Annotated in this window: 17 protein-coding genes; 9 read left to right on the top strand and 8 right to left on the bottom strand. The window is 62.6% G+C overall.

Annotated elements, in window-relative coordinates; genetic code table 11:
- Positions 1-30: 30 nt before the first annotated feature.
- Both V5735_RS18325 and V5735_RS18320 read right to left on the bottom strand, forming a co-directional pair.
- Positions 31-1,023 (bottom strand): glutathione S-transferase family protein, encoded by a 993-nt coding sequence (locus V5735_RS18325; RefSeq protein WP_423746395.1) that lies wholly within the window; start codon positions 1,021-1,023, stop codon positions 31-33.
- Between the two features lie 264 nt (positions 1,024-1,287).
- Positions 1,288-2,148: a DUF7351 domain-containing protein gene (locus V5735_RS18320; protein WP_423746200.1), complete on the bottom strand. Its 861-nt coding sequence runs from the start codon at positions 2,146-2,148 to the stop codon at positions 1,288-1,290.
- A gap of 218 nt (positions 2,149-2,366) precedes the next feature.
- Here V5735_RS18320 and V5735_RS18315 point away from each other — a divergent pair, with 218 nt between their 5' ends.
- A complete protein-coding gene (locus V5735_RS18315; protein WP_423746199.1) occupies positions 2,367-3,551 on the top strand; it encodes an MFS transporter in 1,185 nt (394 codons plus the stop codon).
- Between the two features lie 96 nt (positions 3,552-3,647).
- Complete coding sequence (locus V5735_RS18310) at positions 3,648-4,781, top strand: citrate synthase (RefSeq protein ID WP_423746198.1); 1,134 nt, start codon at positions 3,648-3,650, stop codon at positions 4,779-4,781.
- A gap of 51 nt (positions 4,782-4,832) precedes the next feature.
- On the opposite strand, the gene V5735_RS18305 is transcribed toward V5735_RS18310, so the two are convergent.
- Positions 4,833-5,693 (bottom strand): ubiquinol-cytochrome c reductase iron-sulfur subunit, encoded by an 861-nt coding sequence (locus tag V5735_RS18305; protein ID WP_423746197.1) that lies wholly within the window; start codon positions 5,691-5,693, stop codon positions 4,833-4,835.
- Between the two features lie 327 nt (positions 5,694-6,020).
- Between V5735_RS18305 and V5735_RS18300 the strand changes: the two genes are divergently transcribed.
- From V5735_RS18300 to V5735_RS18290, 3 genes are all read left to right on the top strand, one after another.
- Positions 6,021-7,496 carry an ATPase domain-containing protein gene (locus V5735_RS18300; protein ID WP_423746196.1) on the top strand — a complete coding sequence of 492 codons (1,476 nt, stop codon included), beginning with the start codon at positions 6,021-6,023 and terminating at the stop codon, positions 7,494-7,496.
- On the top strand, positions 7,493-7,861 hold the full coding sequence (locus V5735_RS18295; protein WP_423746195.1) for a response regulator: 369 nt from the start codon (positions 7,493-7,495) through the stop codon (positions 7,859-7,861). The genes V5735_RS18300 and V5735_RS18295 overlap by 4 nt, the downstream gene beginning before the upstream one ends.
- An 87-nt stretch (positions 7,862-7,948) precedes the next feature.
- The gene (locus V5735_RS18290) at positions 7,949-8,695 is read left to right on the top strand and encodes a ribonuclease H-like domain-containing protein (protein ID WP_423746194.1); all 747 of its coding nucleotides are present in this window, start codon (positions 7,949-7,951) and stop codon (positions 8,693-8,695) included.
- Between the two features lie 317 nt (positions 8,696-9,012).
- On the opposite strand, the gene V5735_RS18285 is transcribed toward V5735_RS18290, so the two are convergent.
- Positions 9,013-10,005 (bottom strand): MBL fold metallo-hydrolase, encoded by a 993-nt coding sequence (locus tag V5735_RS18285; protein WP_423746193.1) that lies wholly within the window; start codon positions 10,003-10,005, stop codon positions 9,013-9,015.
- A gap of 95 nt (positions 10,006-10,100) precedes the next feature.
- Entirely contained in the window at positions 10,101-10,700 is a 600-nt protein-coding gene (locus V5735_RS18280; RefSeq protein ID WP_423746192.1) for a DUF7344 domain-containing protein, read from the bottom strand.
- Positions 10,701-11,001: 301 nt separating this feature from the next.
- Here V5735_RS18280 and V5735_RS18275 point away from each other — a divergent pair, with 301 nt between their 5' ends.
- The 3 genes from V5735_RS18275 (at position 11,002) to V5735_RS18265 (ending at position 11,865) form a co-directional block, all read left to right on the top strand.
- Entirely contained in the window at positions 11,002-11,373 is a 372-nt protein-coding gene (locus tag V5735_RS18275) for a hypothetical protein (RefSeq protein WP_423746191.1), read from the top strand.
- A gap of 37 nt (positions 11,374-11,410) precedes the next feature.
- Positions 11,411-11,599 carry a DUF7576 family protein gene (locus V5735_RS18270; RefSeq protein ID WP_423746190.1) on the top strand — a complete coding sequence of 63 codons (189 nt, stop codon included), beginning with the start codon at positions 11,411-11,413 and terminating at the stop codon, positions 11,597-11,599.
- Between the two features lie 77 nt (positions 11,600-11,676).
- Positions 11,677-11,865: a hypothetical protein gene (locus V5735_RS18265; protein WP_423746189.1), complete on the top strand. Its 189-nt coding sequence runs from the start codon at positions 11,677-11,679 to the stop codon at positions 11,863-11,865.
- On the opposite strand, the gene V5735_RS18260 is transcribed toward V5735_RS18265, so the two are convergent.
- From V5735_RS18260 to V5735_RS18250, 3 genes are all read right to left on the bottom strand, one after another.
- On the bottom strand, positions 11,831-12,475 hold the full coding sequence (locus V5735_RS18260; RefSeq protein WP_423746394.1) for a uracil-DNA glycosylase family protein: 645 nt from the start codon (positions 12,473-12,475) through the stop codon (positions 11,831-11,833). The two genes, V5735_RS18265 and V5735_RS18260, sit on opposite strands and share 35 nt — an antisense overlap.
- Positions 12,476-13,075: 600 nt before the next feature.
- The gene (tuf, locus tag V5735_RS18255; RefSeq protein ID WP_423746188.1) at positions 13,076-14,341 is read right to left on the bottom strand and encodes a translation elongation factor EF-1 subunit alpha; all 1,266 of its coding nucleotides are present in this window, start codon (positions 14,339-14,341) and stop codon (positions 13,076-13,078) included.
- A 62-nt stretch (positions 14,342-14,403) separates the two neighbouring features.
- Positions 14,404-15,501, bottom strand: a complete 1,098-nt coding sequence (locus V5735_RS18250; protein WP_423746187.1) for a YihY/virulence factor BrkB family protein — start codon at positions 15,499-15,501, stop codon at positions 14,404-14,406.
- Between the two features lie 102 nt (positions 15,502-15,603).
- On the opposite strand from V5735_RS18250, the gene V5735_RS18245 reads away from it, so the two are divergent.
- Positions 15,604-16,671, top strand: coding sequence for a zinc-dependent alcohol dehydrogenase family protein (locus V5735_RS18245; RefSeq protein ID WP_423746186.1), 1,068 nt, complete (start codon positions 15,604-15,606; stop codon positions 16,669-16,671).
- Positions 16,672-16,675 lie beyond the last annotated feature (4 nt).

Genomic DNA, 16,675 nt, shown 5'->3' with positions numbered 1-16,675 from the left:
AACGATGGTTATCTATGAATTCTGGGGGTTTCACCGTCGAATCTCGTTCGGCGGGCCGCCCGCTAACCGCTCGCGGTCGTGGTCGGCATCGAAGTCGAGGTCCGGGCCGACGGGGACGATTCCGGCCGGGTTGATGTCCGCGTGGCTTCGGTAGTAGTGTTCCTTGATGTGGTCCATCCGAATCGTCTCGGCGACGTCGGGTAGCTGTGTCAACTCCTTCAGGTAGTTCCAGAGGTTCGGGTAGTCCGCGATTCGGCGGACGTTGCATTTGAAGTGCGTCGCGTACACCGCGTCGAAGCGCACGAGCGTCGTGAACAGGCAGAGGTCGGCCTCAGTCAGATCCGGCCCGCAGAGGTAGCGTCGGTTGGCGAGTACATCCTCCCAGCGGTCGAGCGCCTCGAACAGGTCGGATACGGCGGCTTCGTAGGCGGTCTGGGTCTCCGCGAAGCCCGCACGGTACACGCCGTTGTTGATGGGGTCGTAGATGTCCTCGATGGTCTCGTCCACCTCGTCGCGGTACGCCTCGGGGTAGAGGGTCACGTCGCGGTCCGCAACGTCGTCGAACGCGGTGTCGAACATCCGCATGATCTCCGCCGACTCGTTGTTGACGATGGTCTCGCGCTCCTCGTCCCAGAGGACGGGCACCGTCACGCGTCCGGTGAACTCGGGGTCGGCCTTCACGTACACTTCGCGGAGGTACTCCGCCCCGTTCGCGCTGTCCGCCGTACAGCCAAGTCGGTCGGGCGAGAACTCCCAGCCGTCGTTCTGCCGGTGCGGGTCCACGACCGACACCGAGACGTGGTCTTCGAGTCCCTTCAGCGACCGCGCGAGGAGCGTCCGGTGCGCCCACGGGCAGGCGTATGAGACGTACAGGTGGTAGCGCTCCGACTCCGCCGGGAACTCGCTCTCCGGGTCGTCCTCGACCCACTCGCGGAACGACGTCGTTTGCCGCTCGAACTCGCCCTCCTCGTTCGTACTCTCGTACGCGTCCGTCCGCCACTCGCCGTCCACGAGCATGTTCATGCCAGCGGATTGGGTTCTCTCGGCCTTAGGAGTGGGGTTCCCCCACGTTCCTTCCGGTTCGGTCGGCAGGTTCGTCGATACCGTCTCGACCGCGCCCCGACCGTTCCTTTGGCCCGCTCGCAAGGCGCTTCGACGTACTGCCGTCCGCCTGCTGGCCGTCTTCTCCAAAATCGATCCAGAAAGCTTTTCAGAAATATGTCCGGAAAGCTTTCCAGAAATCCTACTAACTGACGCCTCAAACGACGCTTTTCTCCATCGAATGCTTCATCCCTCGACGTCTCGAACCCGCATCTCCTCGTCCAGCGAGAGCGTCAGTTCGTCGCCCGCCAGTCGAATCGTTATCCGTACTTCCACCGGGTCGTCCGAGACGAGTCGTGTTTCCTCGGCGGCGTACTCCGCTGCCTCCCAATGCGGTATCGCTGTGCCGTCGAGTCCGCGGTCGTAGCAGAACGCGACCACCGCGGGGTGGTCGATGACGTTCTCCACGGGCGTGGTCCGGAGGAAGCCACCGCATCGGTCGCAGGTGTGCGTGATGTGAATTTCGTCACCCTCCGACCCCGTTCCGTCGCCTTCCACCGCCGAAAAGTCGTGCGTCACGGTGCTCGCACACCACGGACAGACGCCATCGCGGAGGAGGGCCACCAGTCGTCGCGTCCACGCGTCGAACGCCGTCGCCCGGTCCTCGTTCGACCTGTTTTCCAGACCGCCCCGGAGAAACGGCGCGTTCGATGCCGTTTCCTCGCAGTCGGGACAGCGTGCGTCGAACACTTGATGCTCGTATTGTAGCATGAGCGGCACGCCGCAGGTCGAACACGTCGTATCGAGCGGAATCGAGGCCACCGATTCCGGTCCGGTGACGCTCCCGAGCATCGCCCGATAGAGGGCGATACCACCGGCGAGGTGCGTGTAGCCGCCGTCGGTTTTCCGGACGAACGTCCCGCTGAGTTCGTTCAGGTGGTACTGAAACTGCCCGCTGTCGCGCATTCCCACCGCCTCCTTTAACTCCGTGAACGTCGCCGTCCACTCGGGCGCGTTCCAGAGCGCGTACAGGATTTTCAATCGCGTTTCGTTCGCGAGCAGTTGGAAGGCGTCCCACACCGCCGCGTCGATGCGTCCCTCGTTCACGGGATACGTACCACGGCGGGGGATTTCAGCGGGTCGTTTTTCTCTCGAAAACGACAGAAATACAACTGAAATCGACTTCAACGAACGCTTTTCCCGTCGCGCTGTGTCCCACGGTCTACGAACGCTCCAGTGACGACCGGAACACATGATTCGACCACCCAGACTCGTCCGTCGGATTCGCACCGTCTCTCGAACGTACCGTCTCTCCGACCTCTCCGATGACCTCCGTTGACCGATCCATTCGCCGATTCTATCTCTATCGGGGACTCACCTCGGAGGGGTTCGTCTACCCAATCCTCACCGTCCACGCCCTCGCACAAGGTCTCGACCTCGCGGGCGTGGGCTTCGCCGCCGGGTCGTTCTTCGTCGGAACGCTCCTCGGCGAGGTACCGACCGGCTATCTCGGCGACAGAATCGGTCGCCGGAACGGCCTCGCCCTCGGTTCGGTCCTCATCTCGCTGACCCATCTCGGATTCGCGTTCGCCGATTCCCTCGCGGCGTTCGTCGCGCTCTGGTGTTTCTGGGGTATCTCCGCGACGTTCCGGTCGGGGACCACGGACGCGTGGTTGTACGACACCCTCGCCGACCACGGCGAAACCGATTCGTTCACCCGTGTCCACGGCCGGAGCGGCGCGACCTTCTACGCGGCCGCCGCGATGACCGCACTCGCCGGGGGCGTGCTGTACGAACAGTGGGCACCGCTGCCGTTTCTCGCCGCGGCGACCCTGACTGGTCTCGGGTCGCTCGTCATCCTCACGCTCCCCGAACCGACGGTCAGCAGTTCGAACGAGGGCTTTTCGCTCGCCGACGCTCGCGCCGCGCTCTCCCGCGTCGTCTCGAACCGCCGTGTTCGGTCGTTCGTGTTCCTCTCGGGCGTCGTCCTCGCCGTTCCCGAGACCGTCGAGGTGTTCGTCCAACCGGTCGCACTCTCGGTCGGGTTCACCCCCGCAACGCTCGGCGGCCTATACGCGGGGCTGATGCTCGCCGCCGCGACCGGGTCCTCCGTCGCCGCGAAAATCGGCGACCGGTTCGGAATCGACGGCTGGTTCACGCTCGGCCCTGTTCTGCTCGCGTGTGCGCTCCTCGGTGCCAGCGTCGTCCCGGTCGTCGCCCTTCCGGCGTTCCTCCTCTCTCGGAGTTCGAACACCGTTTCGGCGACGCTCAAGAGCGCGTTCCTCAACGACCGGGTGAAATCACACGGCCGCGCGACGACGCTCAGCGGCGTCTCGATGATTCACGGCCTCCTCTTCTTCCTCGCCCGGACGACCGGTGGTGCGGTCGCAAACGCCACGACGCCGCTCGTGGCGCTCTCGGTTTTCGGGGTCGCCGCCGTCGGGTCGGTCCTCCTCTTCCGCTCCGTTTCCGACCCGTTCGAATCGCACGCGTCCGTCGCGGCCGACTGAGCGGTTTCCGAACGCTCCACGATTTTCACGAATTTATATTCGTAATAGGAAATATAGGGTGTATATATGCTCCGGCGTTCGTAGTTCGTTCGAAGCATGACCGACCAGACTATCGACGAGGGATTGGAGAACGTCATCGTCGCGGAAACTCGACGCAGCTACATCGACGGCGACGCCGGTGAACTGGTCATCGCCGGGTATCCGCTCGCGGAGCTCGCCGAGCACGCGACGTTCGAGGAGACGGTCTTCCTCCTGTGGAACGACCGCCTGCCGACCGCCGGGGAGTTGGCGTCCTTCCGCGCCGACCTCGCCGCGTACCGCGACCTCTCGGATGCGACGCTGGACTTGCTCCGGGCGGCCGCGGCGGACGACGCCGACCCGATGGACGCGCTTCGGATGGGCGTCGCGGCTGCGACGCTCGGCCACGAAACGGACGGTCCCGAGGACGAAGCCCGCCTCCTCCTCGCGCAACTGCCGACCATCGTGGCGGCCTACTGGCGACTCCGAAGCGGGAACGAACCGGTCGCCCCCGACGGCGACCTCTCTCACGCCGTGAACTACCTCTACATGCTCACCGGGGAGGAACCGACCGACGCCGAGACGCGCGGCCTCGAAACCTACCTCAACTCCGTCGTGGACCACGGCCTCAACGCCTCGACGTTCAGCGGACGAGCCATCGTCTCGACGGAGACAGACCTCGTGTCGGCAGTTACGGGCGCGGTCGGCGCGCTCAAGGGACCGCTCCACGGGGGCGCGCCCGGCCCGGTTCTCGACATGCTCCTCGATGTCCACGACTCGGGCGACGCGGCGGGCTACGTCGAGGACAAACTCGATGAAGGAGAGCGAATCATGGGCTTCGGCCACCGGGTCTACGACGTCCGCGACCCGCGGGCCGCCGTGCTTTCGTCGGCCGCCGAATCCTTCTACGAGTCGGGCGGCGAACGCGCGTTCCTCGAGACGGCGAAGACGGTCGAAACGACCACGACCGACCTGCTCGCGGAACGCAGGCCCGACCTCAGTCTGGCGACGAACGTCGAATTCTACACGGCCGTCCTCCTCCACGGCATCGGGATTCCGTCGGAACTGTTCACGACGACGTTCGCCATCGCCCGCGTCGGCGGATGGACCGCACACTGTCTGGAACAGCTCGACGACAACCGTATCATCCGGCCGCGCTCCGCCTACGTCGGCGGGGAAAATCGGGAGTGGCAGCCGGTCGAGGAGCGGTAATCGGGAACCGGTACTCCGGAATCGCTCTACTCTGGAACCGCTAGTCACCTCCTACCCGCCCGACGAATCCGTCGGCCGCGGGAGGGCGACGAACGAGAGCCGTTCGATGGAATACGGGTCGTAGACGGACTGGTGGCACGGACAGTAGATGTCGTTTTGCGCGTTGAACTTCGCGCTCCCCGGGTCGGCCTTGAATAGCGGCACACAACAGAAGTGGGTACACTTGTCGAGGATGGCGATGAACCCCTCCTGCGTGCTCGCCTGTAACCACTGGTTGTTATTCGCCTCCTCCTCTATCGCCGCGCTCCTGATTATCTGGACGGGAATCGTCCCGCTCGCTTCCACGTCCTGTGACCGCCACGTCGCGGAGGCGGGTTTCCCGAGGCCGGATTTTCCGATGTCGTTCCCCCACGTCCTGTAGTCGTCGAAGTCGTCGATGTTGACCTTATCCCCCGCGGAAACCGATTCGGATTGCCACGTGTACTGCGAGGACGTGTAGCGGAAGTAGTTGTCCTGTTCCGCGTCCGGTTTGATGCCGGGATACGTCTGGACGCCACAGTACTGGAACCACTGGGAGGAGTACGTGATTCCCCCCATCTGTTGCTCGGCGATGGTGACGGTGTTGCCGCTTCGTTCGACCTGCTTCACCTCGGGCCACACGCCTTTCAGGTCGCCGTTGCTATCGAGTTCGACCGGAATTTGGGGCATCCCCCGCGGTGCGGGTCCGGCGATGTTTTCGACGCCGTAGTATTCGACGGTCCCGCCACCCGCTCCGGAGGGCGACGTCGCGGTTTTCATCATCGCCGCCGTTCCCGTCCCGATACCGGCCAACGCCGCACTGCCGACGACTCCTTTCACGAACCGTCGGCGCGAGGACTCTTCCGGATATTTGTCGGTGTCTGCGTCGGGCATCGTATTTTCACCTGCGTGTCGCTCACCCCGTCAGGGTCGGTGGACGAGCGGCTCACGCGATGGCGTCGCTAGGTCCCTCTCTCTCTTTGTTATTTGTTGCCAATCGAACGGCTGCCGGTGCTTACCCCCTGACGGTCCCGAGTAAGTGTTCGTTTCCTGCCATACGGTTCCACCTCCGAAACTATTCTTTTCCATATACATTCTTGGAATAGTCATGTCCCGGTCCGCTCCCTATTTTCGCCCGAATCGGACCGTTGCTCCCTTGCGATTCGTTGTTTTTACGCCCAATAGAGATATATGTGTGTTCCGGCGATTATGTACTAGGGTATGACTCTCAGTCCACCGAAGCGGATATCGACCGGTGTGTCCGGACTGGACGAGATAGTACACGGCGGACTCATTCCAGGGCGGAGCTATCTTGTTCGAGGCGATCCGGGAACGGGGAAGACGATTCTCGGCATCAACTATCTCACCGCGAGTCTCGACGCTGGCGAGACGGTGTTGTTCGTCAATTTGGAGGAATCGAAATCGGAAATCCGACAGAATGCGGCGACACTGGGTATCGACCTCGACGACGTGCACTTCCTCGATTTGAGTCCCGACTCGGACGTGTTCGTCGACGACCAGTCCTACGATATCTTCTCTCCGAGCGAAGTCGAACAGGAACCGCTCACGCAGGCGATAACCGAGCGCGTCGAAACCATACAGCCGGATCGGGTGTTCATCGACCCCCTCACGAAACTCCGACACCTGACCTCGGGTGAGTACCAGTTCCGAAAGCAGGTCATCGCGTTCATGCGCTACCTGAAAGAGCAGGGCGCGACCGTTCTCGTCACGTCGGAAAACACTGCGAACTCGCCGGACGACGACCTCCAGTACATGACGGACGGTACTATCGAACTCGAACGCTCGGAACGCGGTCGCACCATCAGCGTGCCGAAGTTTCGCGGGTCGTCTATCCGGGAAGGCAGACATTCGATGCGAATCGAGGCGGGCGGTCTCGCCGTCTATCCCCAACTCACGACGAGCAAGTCCGACGGCGAATACGTCGCCGAACCCATCCCGTCGGGCGTCCCCGAAATCGACGAACTGCTGCACGGCGGTATCGAGCGCGGCACGGTGTCCGTCATCAGCGGTCCGACCGGCGTCGGGAAGACGACGGCCGGAACGCAGTTCATGAAGGAGGCCGCGAATCGCGGCGAGCGGTCGATAATCTACATGTTCGAGGAATCGACCGAGACGTTCATGCAACGGAACAAATCCATCGGCATCCCGGTCGGCGAGATGATGGCGGAAGGGACGCTTTCGGTCGAAGAGGTCGAACCCCTCGACCACTCGGCGCTGGAGTTCGCCAGAAAGGTGCGCCACGAAGTGGAGGACAACGACATCAGCATCGTGATGATAGACGGTCTACAGGGGTACAAGCTGTCGGTCCGAAGCGAGGACAACGAGACGCTGGTCCGAAAGCTCCACACCCTCTCGCGCTACCTGAAGAGTATGGGCGTCACCGTCATCCTCGTGGACGAAATCGGCACCGTGACCGGTGAATTCCGCGCGACCGAGGCCGGTATCAGTTATCTCGCCGACACCCTCGTCTTCCTTCGCCACCTCGAAATCTCCGGCGAGATGCGCAAGGCCATCGGCGTGCTGAAGAAACGAACCAGCGATTTCGAGCGCACCCTCCGCGAGTTCCGCATCACCGAACACGGCGTCGAAGTCGGCGAACCGCTCACCGGGCTTCGTGGCGTTCTCTCGGGCGCTCCCGAGTGGGTCGAATCCGCGCCGGACCTCGACGATGAATGACCGCTTCATCATCCGTGCTCGTCCTGAGTAAGAACGAGCGCAACCTCTCGCTCCTCGCGGACCTCGTTTCCGAAGAGGGTTGTGAGGCGACCCCCGTCACGTCCGTCGAGGAGTTCGACAGCGTGCTCCGAGACGGGGCGTCGATAGCCGTCGCGGTCCTCGATACGGAGGGGTACACCGCAGACCTCTGGAAACGGTGTGACGACCTCAACGAACGCGGGGTTCCGATGGTCGTTCTCACGCCCGAGACGCCGCCGCACCTCCGGCGCGAAGCCATCAGTCGCGGGGTTCGCTCCATCCTCGAAAAGCCGGTCGATACCGCGGACTTGCGCGCGACGATTCGCGGCATGCTCAGCGCCGAGTAAGCTTCGGCCATGGTTTCATTCACGGAACTGACGGTTTTCGTCCGCGAGAGACAATGCATTTAACGCTCTCGTGGTATCCTTCGGTCGATGCGAATCGAGAACAGTTTCATTCCCGTCCGCGGGGTGGGCGAGAAGACGGAACGGAAACTGTGGCGAAACGGCGTCACACATTGGGACGAGTTCGATCCGTTGCACGTCGGGGACGCCACCGGCGACCGAATCGAGTCGTTCATCGCCACCGCGAGCGAGCACTTGGACGACGGAAACTCCGCATTTTTCGCGTCCGCCTTCCCCAGCGGCGAGGGGTGGCGGTTGTACGAGAACTTCCGTTCTTCCACCTGCTTTTTCGACATCGAGACGACCGGGCTGAGCCACCACTCCAGCGTCGTCACCACGGTCAGCCTCCACCGCGACGGCGAGACGAAGACGCTCGTTCGCGGCGACGATTTGACCGCGGATGCCCTTCGGCGCGAACTCGGCGAGTCGGACCTGATAGTCTCGTTCAACGGCAAACGCTTCGACCAGCCGTTCCTTGAACACGAATTCGACCTGTCGCTCGACACGCCCCACGTCGATTTGATGTACGTCTGCAAGCGCCTCGGTCTCACCGGCGGCCTCAGCGCGGTGGAGTCCGACCTCGACATCAGTCGCGGCGGCATGGACATCGGCGGCGAGGACGCGGTTCGACTCTGGCATCAGTACGAAGCGGGCGACGAGGACGCCCTCGACATCCTCGTCCGGTACAACCAGTACGACACGCAAAACCTGGAGGCGATTCTCGATTACGCCTGCGAGACGCTCCACGACGACGTGTTCGCTCGACACCTCCCTTGATGCGACTCCACCGCTATTCTCCCGACTCGGAACTATTTCGACCTTTTCGAGCCCGCAAATTCGAATTTCCGTTTTGCGTGTTTCGCGCGTTCGTACTGCTTCGTGCATTCGAATTTCCAGTCCGGCGCGCGCTGGCGAGGCGCGGGCTTTCGAAGTTTTCACTTCAGTGGTACACTCTCAGTTAAAACAAACTCACCTCGTAGCGATGCAATCACTCGACAACCATCGGTCGTTCGTAGCGACCGTGACTGGACTATCCGAAAACTGCCATCAAGCACCAAACATCCGTTTCCCGGACTCGAGACGCGAACTCGTGATTACGGGTCCGCTTCGACCCGCTCCGCAAAGAGCGCGTCCAAATCGGGTTGCTCGACCAGTTCGTACTCGTCGCCGACGCGTTCGACGTATCCCGATTCCGCGAGGTGTCGGAGGTGAGCGTAGGATTCGCCAGGGCCGTGGAGGAGGTGGATGCCGTCGAGGTCGCCGAACAGGTGGGAACCCACGGTCCACGGGTCGGTCGGGCCGTGTCGTTCCAGCACGTCGATGACGTCACCGGCGCGGTCGCGGTGGTGGTCGCGAATCTCGCGGGCGCGCTCCGTCGGATCGAACGGGTCGCCGTGGCCGGGCCACGCGCGGTCGTAGGACTCCCCAACGACGTGCGAGAGCGTATCGAGGTACGCCGTGAGCGGGTTTTCGAGGCGGACGTCCGCGCCGCCGACGTTGGGCGTGTAGTTTCCGAGGAGGGCGTCACCGCAGAAGAGTTCGCGGCCGGAGTCGCCGTCGAAGGCGAATCCTGCGAGACCGGCGGTGTGGCCGGGGAGGTGGACGGCTTCGAGTTCGACGTCGCCGCAATCGAACCGGTCGCCCGCGAAAAACGGTTCGACGGTCGGTTCGGGACCGTCGAGGCGACCGATCTTCCGCGCGTGCTGGAACACCGGGTCCTGGATGTGCTCGGGGAGGCCCCACTCGTCGAGGAGGCGCTGTTGGCGCGTTTCGATGGCGTCCCACGCCGTCTCGTCCTGGGCGACGAGCGCCGCGTCGTCCTCGTGGACGAAGACGGTGGCGTCGCTTCGCGCTTGGACGGTTCCCGCGAGTCCGGCGTGGTCGGTGTGCCAATGAGTGATGAGCACGCGGTCCACGTCGCCGACTGAACAGCCGTAGTCGGCCAATCCCGACTCCAACGAATCGAGCGTTTCGGGCTTTCGCACGCTCGTGTCGATGAGTGTCGTGGGAGCATCGGTATCGGTACCGAGGAGGTAAACGCTGTTTTCTCCCTCGAACTCCGAGTTTTCGAGTCGAATTCGGTTCACACCTGTTTTCGAGCGTCACCACTCATTATATTTTTTATATTTCTCCCGATAACGAGTGGCGTCCGTCGGCGTGTCGAACGTCGGAGCGGTACTCGTTACTCGTCGCTCGTGAGGAGTTGGGCGAGTGACAGCGCCGTAAACGACGCGACGATGAGGACGTCCCAAATGAGGTTCGGAACGAAGGAAACGGGTGGGACGCCGAGCCACGCCGCCGCCACGACGGCGATTCCGACCGCGGTGGCAACTCGGTAGTAGCGCAACCACGGAGTTTCGTCGTCGCTCGACTCGTCGTCTTCCGTTTCGACTTCGTAGGCGGATTCGTCCGCGGTGTCGAGATACGGGTCGAACTGGTCGGCCAGCGGTCCGCGTTCGACGATGCCGCGGCTCTTGTTGTAGCGGATGATTCCCTCGCTTTCGAGCTTCGGCAGGTGGGATTGGTACAGCGCGATGTACACGCGCTGGCGTTCGTCCGAGGTGAGCGCCTGCACGGTCGTGTCGTTTTCCCACGCCGCGACCTGCTCCGCGAGGTCGCGCATCTCGACCGTGCCGCCGATTTCCTTCAGGAACCGAAGCGCGTCCCGACGTCGCTGTGTCTGGAGAATATGAAATATCTTGTCGCGGGAGAGCGGTTCGACGGACTCCTCCGTGTGGTGTTCGAATCCATCTCCCGCGGTCGAGTCGGAACTGACGCTCATCGTTTCGTCCCTTGGTATGCGTCGCTTTCCACTCGATTTCGAGCGCCCGGTCTGGGATTCTCGTCGTTACTTCGCACCGAGACCGTCGGTCGTCTCGGTAATCGGTCGTTTCGTTGCTCGCGTGCCATGTAGTTCAATATCTCTCGTTGATTTTAAAAAGGTATTGGGTCTACGACGATGATAAAGGTATGATTTATCTTCTGGCCGCTCGTTGGTAGTTTCCCATCTCCGACTATTTTCGTTTAGTCGGTGAAGCCGTGGTCGGGGTTTTAATATCTCGAAATGGAAGCTTTCCACGACGATGGAGAACTTCGACGCCCGGGAGTACAGGCGAGTCGTGCACCGACTCGCGGGCAAGGTTCGGGAACGGGTCGGTTCCGGGATGAGTATGCGCTCCGCCCTGTACCGGTCGGTCGGCGAGTGTATCGGCAACCTCTGGAATCGTGACGTGTCGCTTCGCGTCTGTGAACTCTCCGGGCAGGACCCCGAAATCGAGATGGTGACCGAAATCGTCGCCGAGGACGAGAGCGAGACGCACGCCGATTACGAGGTGTTCGTCCGCGCGATGGCGTTCTCGGTCCTCGAACAGGACGTGCGCGAAGCGGTCGAAAACACAATTTCCGTCGAGCGGGAGACGGACCCCGGAGCGAGCGGACGCGAACTCGGCGGCTAGACCATACGTTTACGCGTTTTCGGGTCGTGGTGACTCTATGCCCGGTCCCACCCACTCGGACGATGAATTCACGTCCTGTGCCAACTGCGGCAAACTCGTCAACCTCTCGGAGTACCACCCGACAGTGGTCGTTCGACACAGCGTCACCGCCAACCAAACGGAGAACGTGACGCTTCACTTCTGTAGCGAGGACTGTCTGGACGAGTGGACCGGCCCGTTCCCATGAGCCGATTTTCGTGGTAATCTCTCCTTACCGGCCGAACGCTCACCGCGTTTTACCCGCTCGCTCGACGTTCCCGTCACATGGAGTTCGAACGCCCGGAATCGCGCTGGAAACGCGCCGCCATCATCGGCGGCATCGCGCTCGGCTTTCTCGCCGCTTCGTTCATCGTGCTCCCCGTCGCGCTGCTCGCGGTCGAGTTCGTCGCGGGAATCGTGGTCGGACTCGTTCGCGCCGTCACCGAACCTCGTACGGATCGGCGTCCGGCATGAAGCGGCCCAAATCGACCGTCTGCTGGTAGTCCGAGGACAGGATTCCGTTCAACCGCTCCCTAAGGCGGTCGCCGTCGTTCGGCCCCCACTCGCGCGGGTCACGAACCGGGACGACGAGGAAGCCCCGTCCTTTGATCTCCTCGGCGTGGAGCGCCGCCATGTCCGGGCCGTCCCGTCCGTCGCCGATTCCGTGTTTTTCGGCTTGCGCCGTGAACTCCCAGAAGACGTGTTCGGTCGCCGTTCGACCGACCGGAAGCAGGACGTGTGCCGCGATAGCCCTGAGTTCGGCGTCGAAAAACCGCTCCATGTCGTCGTACTCTCGCGGCGTCGGTTGCCGACCGTCGGGCAGCCCGCACATGTGAAGGTAGCTCATGAACAGGTTCGCGATGGTCGGCCGGTCGCTGTACACGTCGCCGAGGAAGCCGACCTCGTTCAACACCGGCTGTAGCGTCTCCCCGGCGGGGCCGCCGGTAAACGGCACGTTCGACTCGATGCCGCCGTGTTCCCCCGGATGGTCGCCGATGAGGTGGAAGTCCGCGTTCGCGTCGCCGTAGCCGAACACTGCACAGTCCCCGTCGTGTGTGACGTTACACTGGCAGGGTGGTTGCATTCCGAACGGATTGCTCGTCCGTTCATCCTCGTGAAGCCATTGCACACCCTCCGTAGCAGTCCCGTATGAAAAAGCGCGTCGGTCCGGGAAACCGCACCGTTGTCGGGTTCAACGGACGTTCGACTGGAGTCGTATTTCCGAAAACCGGTAGACCTGAATTGGAAGATGCATCGGGAGATGCACCGAACCAGAGACACAGAGCTGTAGATTTTGACAGGCGCAAAGCCGTGGTCTTTCTCGGGTCGTTCTTTGAATCCTATTCGTTCCCTCCTGTTTGGTATGCCATAACACATGTTACAACGGCGCGATTACTATTTAGTTCTTGTGGTGATATCGGGCGATAAGCTCTGCCAATGATTTCCCAATTTGCTAAAAACAATGCAAATGAACTTTTCTAACCGGAATAATATGAATATCTTGCTCAATGCTCTCCGGTTCTCACCGTCGCCGTTTTCTCTCCTTCTTCCCCTGTTCTTCGTTTTCTACCCGACACTGTGCGGACCGGAGCGACGCATCCGCGCCGCTCCGGTCTGTTTCACCATCTTCCGTACACTCACCGGACTTCATCCCGCCAAAAACAGCGATTCGGGCCGACGCCCGCTACTTCTCGTTCACTTCCAGCACCCGCCCCGCCGCGATGGTCTGGCCCATGTCGCGCACCGCGAAACTGCCGAGTTCGGGAATCTCCGACGACGGTTCGATGGACAGCGGTTTCTGCGGTCTGACGGTGACGACGGCGGCGTCACCGCTCTGGATGTAGTCGGGATTCTCCTCGACGACTTCGCCGCTGGCCGGGTCTATCTTCTGGTCGATGGACTCGATGGTGCAGGCGTCCTGCGCGGTGTGCGCGTGGAAGACCGGCGTGTAGCCCGCGGTGATGACCGACGGGTGTTGCATCACGACGATTTGGGCCGTGAAGGTGTCCGCCACCTTCGGCGGGTCGTCCGCCGGACCCGCGACGTCCCCGCGTCGGATGTCGTTTTTGCCGACCCCGCGGACGTTGAACCCGACGTTATCCCCCGGTCCCGCTTCCGGAACTTCCTCGTGGTGCATCTCGATGGTTTTGACCTCGCCGGTCACGTCGCTCGGTTGGAAGGACACCGAATCGCCGATGTTCAACATGCCCGTCTCGACGCGTCCGACCGGGACGGTCCCGATGCCCGAAATCGTGTACACGTCCTGAATCGGCAACCGAAGCGGTGCATCGGTCGGCGGCTCCGGCATCGGCAGGTCGTTGAGCGCTTCGAGGACGGTTTCCCCGTCGTACCACGACATCTCGTCGCTGTGGTCCACGATGTTGTCCCCCGCGAGCGCCGAAATCGGGATGAACGAGGCGTCCTCGGTGTCGAACCGAACCTGATTCAACAGCCCCTTCACCTCGTCTACGACCTCGCGGTAACGGTCCTCGCTGTAATCCGCGGCGTCCATCTTGTTCACCGCGACGATGAGTTCGTTGATGCCCAAGGTGCGCGCGAGGAAGACGTGTTCTTGCGTCTGTGGTTGAACGCCGTCGTCCGCGGCGACGACGAGGACGGCGTTGTCCGCCTGACTCGCGCCCGTTATCATGTTCTTCACGAAGTCGCGGTGGCCCGGCGTATCGACGATGGTGAAGTAGTACTCGTCGGTGTCGAACTCCTGATGGGCGATGTCGATGGTGACGCCTCGTTCGCGCTCCTCGGCGAGGTTGTCCATCACGTAGGCGAACTCGAAGCCGCCCTTCCCCTTCTCTTCGGCTTCCTGTTTGTGCTGTTCGATGACGTGTTCCGGGACGCTCCCCGTCTCGAAGAGGAGTCGTCCGACTAAGGTGGATTTTCCGTGGTCGACGTGACCGATGATCGCTAGGTTCTGATGTGGTTTGTCTGGCATACCCCTTTCCCCCGTATCGAGTACGTATCGTGACGAATGAGCAAAACAGTTGTGCCGGTTCCCTACTCCCCGCTGCGCCTCGTCTTCGTGATTTCCCGCCGTAACCCTCGTTGAATCTCGTTCTTCGAAAGGCCGTCCTCACGCGCCTGTCTGGTAAGCCGGTGTAACACCTCCCGGAACTCCTGTTCGTTCTTTATTCCTCCGCTCGCCACTGCTTCTCCCCCGTTCGCCACTGTTTCACTCGCCCTCGTACCGTTCGCTCCCGCCTCGCTCGCAACCCCGCCGCCCTCCACTGTCTCGTCCCCCACCGTACCCTTCTCCTCTGTCGGTTTCACGTCCGCCGAGTCGCGTTCGCGGTCGCTTTCGGCGGCGTCTCCCGTCCGTCCGGCGAGGACCGCGTTGACCGCCGCGCCGAATAGGATGACGATGCTGCCGACGTAGAGCCAGACGATGACGAGGAGGATCTTTCCGACGGTTCCGTACAGGCTGGTGTTGTACGCCGAGACTTGTGCGTACATGTGAAACACCGAGTGGAGGACCTGCCAACCGACGGCCGCGATGGCGACGCCGGGGAGGATTTCTCCGATTCCGACGTCGATGTTCGGAAACACGTAGTACATCGGGAGGAACGCGATGCCGAGGACGAGTATCGACACCCCTTCGGCCAGATACTCGTCGAAGGGCACCCGCTGTGGCGTCGAAATCGTCGCGCTGGTCACGCCGATGGTGACGACCACGAGGACGAGTGCCACGAGGACGACCACGCCGTCCTCCAGTTCGTCCCTGAACGAGGTCTTTCGCTCGACGTCGTAGATGTCCGCGAACGCCGCGTCGAGCGCCCGGAAGATCCGAAACGTGCCCCAGAGGAGCACCACGACGACGACGAGCGAGTCGCCGGGTGACGGTGCCCCCGAAATCGCGTTTTGCAGGAAGATGTTGGCGCTCGCCGGGAGATAGGACCCGATGTCCTGTACCAATCGCCTCGCGAGGGTTTCGCTCCCGACCGCAGAGACGATGAGCGTCAACAACAGGAGCACGGGAAGCAGGGAGACGAAGGAGTGGTAGGCGATGCTCCCCGCCATGAATTTGATGTTCTCCTCGTGCACTTCCCGCACGATGTCCCGCCCTAAAGAGACGACGCGCCGGAGTCGAGGGTTCATATCCGATGTACGGTGAGCGACCCTAAAAGTTCCAACCGTGATTCGCGTCCTCCCGTTTGCCCCCTCCCGCCGTTTTAAGCCGACGAGGGCCGACCCTCGGGTATGAAAGCCGCTGTGTTGCGCGAGTACGGCGAACCGCTTTCCATCGAGGAGGTGCCGGAACCGACGCCCGACCCGCACGGCGTCGTCATCGAAACCGAAGCCTGTGGCATCTGTCGAAGCGACTGGCACGCGTGGCAGGGCCACGGCGAGTGGGCCGACGACCAAGTTCCGATCGGACAAATCCTCGGTCACGAACCCGCCGGGCGGGTCGTCGCGGTCGGCGAGCAGGTCCGGGACATCGACGAGGGGGACCGAATCGCGGTCCCGTTCAACCTCGGTCGGGGCCACTGCGAGTACTGCCAAAACGGCCACGGCAACGTCTGTGAAAACGGCATCGCCCTCGGGTTCGAGGAGGCCGCGCCGGGTGCGTTCGCGGAACGGGTCCACGTTCCCTACGCCGACTACAACGCGGTGCACCTCCCCGAATCCGTCTCGCCGGTCGAGATGGCCGGGTTGGGCTGTCGGTTCGTCACGGCGTACCACGCGCTCGCCCACCGCGCCGACCTGACGCCGGGCGATTGGGTCGCGGTTCACGGCTGTGGCGGCGTCGGCCTCTCGGCGGTTCACGTCGCCGACGCGCTCGGCGCGAACGTCCTCGCGGTGGATTTGGACGCCGACAAACTCGACCGCGCGCGGGACCTCGGCGCGGACGAGACGGTGCTCGCCGACGCCGAGACCGACGTTCCGACGACGATTCAGGCGCGTCTCGGCGGGGCCGACGTCTCCATCGACGCGCTCGGCATCGCTGAAACGTGTCGGAGTTCCATCGACTGCCTCCGTCCGCGCGGTCAACACGTCCAACTCGGGTTGACGACGGACGCGGAACGCGGCGAGGTCTCCCTCCCGACCGACGCGATGACGATGCGCGAAATCACGTTTTTGGGGTCGCGCGGGATGCCGCCGTCCCGCTATGACGAACTGCTTCGCATGCTGGAACGGGACACGCTCACGCCCGGCAAACTCGTGACGAACACCGTTTCTCTGGCCGAGGTTCCCGACCGCCTCGCCGCCATGAACGACTTCGAAACGTCCGGCATCGAGGTCGTCGAGTTCTCCGCGTCGTCGTAGCTCG

Origin of the sequence: Haladaptatus sp. SPP-AMP-3 (assembly GCF_049568665.1) — an archaeon.
Taxonomy (GTDB): Archaea; Halobacteriota; Halobacteria; order Halobacteriales; family Haladaptataceae; genus Haladaptatus; species Haladaptatus paucihalophilus.
This window is presented reverse-complemented; position numbering and strand designations above follow the sequence as displayed.

Bases quoted from the DNA above. Each gene is read 5' to 3' on its own strand.
- V5735_RS18315 (WP_423746199.1), top strand. From the start codon at position 2,367: ATGACCTCCGTTGACCGATCCATTCGCCGATTCTATCTCTATCGGGGA.
- tuf (WP_423746188.1), bottom strand. From the start codon at position 14,341: ATGCCAGACAAACCACATCAGAACCTAGCGATCATCGGTCACGTCGAC.
- V5735_RS18270 (WP_423746190.1), top strand. From the start codon at position 11,411: ATGCCCGGTCCCACCCACTCGGACGATGAATTCACGTCCTGTGCCAAC.
- V5735_RS18290 (WP_423746194.1), top strand. From the start codon at position 7,949: ATGCGAATCGAGAACAGTTTCATTCCCGTCCGCGGGGTGGGCGAGAAG.
- V5735_RS18325 (WP_423746395.1), bottom strand. From the start codon at position 1,023: ATGAACATGCTCGTGGACGGCGAGTGGCGGACGGACGCGTACGAGAGT.
- V5735_RS18275 (WP_423746191.1), top strand. From the start codon at position 11,002: ATGGAGAACTTCGACGCCCGGGAGTACAGGCGAGTCGTGCACCGACTC.
- V5735_RS18280 (WP_423746192.1), bottom strand. From the start codon at position 10,700: ATGAGCGTCAGTTCCGACTCGACCGCGGGAGATGGATTCGAACACCAC.
- V5735_RS18310 (WP_423746198.1), top strand. From the start codon at position 3,648: ATGACCGACCAGACTATCGACGAGGGATTGGAGAACGTCATCGTCGCG.
- V5735_RS18295 (WP_423746195.1), top strand. From the start codon at position 7,493: ATGACCGCTTCATCATCCGTGCTCGTCCTGAGTAAGAACGAGCGCAAC.
- V5735_RS18260 (WP_423746394.1), bottom strand. From the start codon at position 12,475: ATGCAACCACCCTGCCAGTGTAACGTCACACACGACGGGGACTGTGCA.
- V5735_RS18305 (WP_423746197.1), bottom strand. From the start codon at position 5,693: ATGCCCGACGCAGACACCGACAAATATCCGGAAGAGTCCTCGCGCCGA.
- V5735_RS18245 (WP_423746186.1), top strand. From the start codon at position 15,604: ATGAAAGCCGCTGTGTTGCGCGAGTACGGCGAACCGCTTTCCATCGAG.
- V5735_RS18250 (WP_423746187.1), bottom strand. From the start codon at position 15,501: ATGAACCCTCGACTCCGGCGCGTCGTCTCTTTAGGGCGGGACATCGTG.
- V5735_RS18300 (WP_423746196.1), top strand. From the start codon at position 6,021: ATGACTCTCAGTCCACCGAAGCGGATATCGACCGGTGTGTCCGGACTG.
- V5735_RS18265 (WP_423746189.1), top strand. From the start codon at position 11,677: ATGGAGTTCGAACGCCCGGAATCGCGCTGGAAACGCGCCGCCATCATC.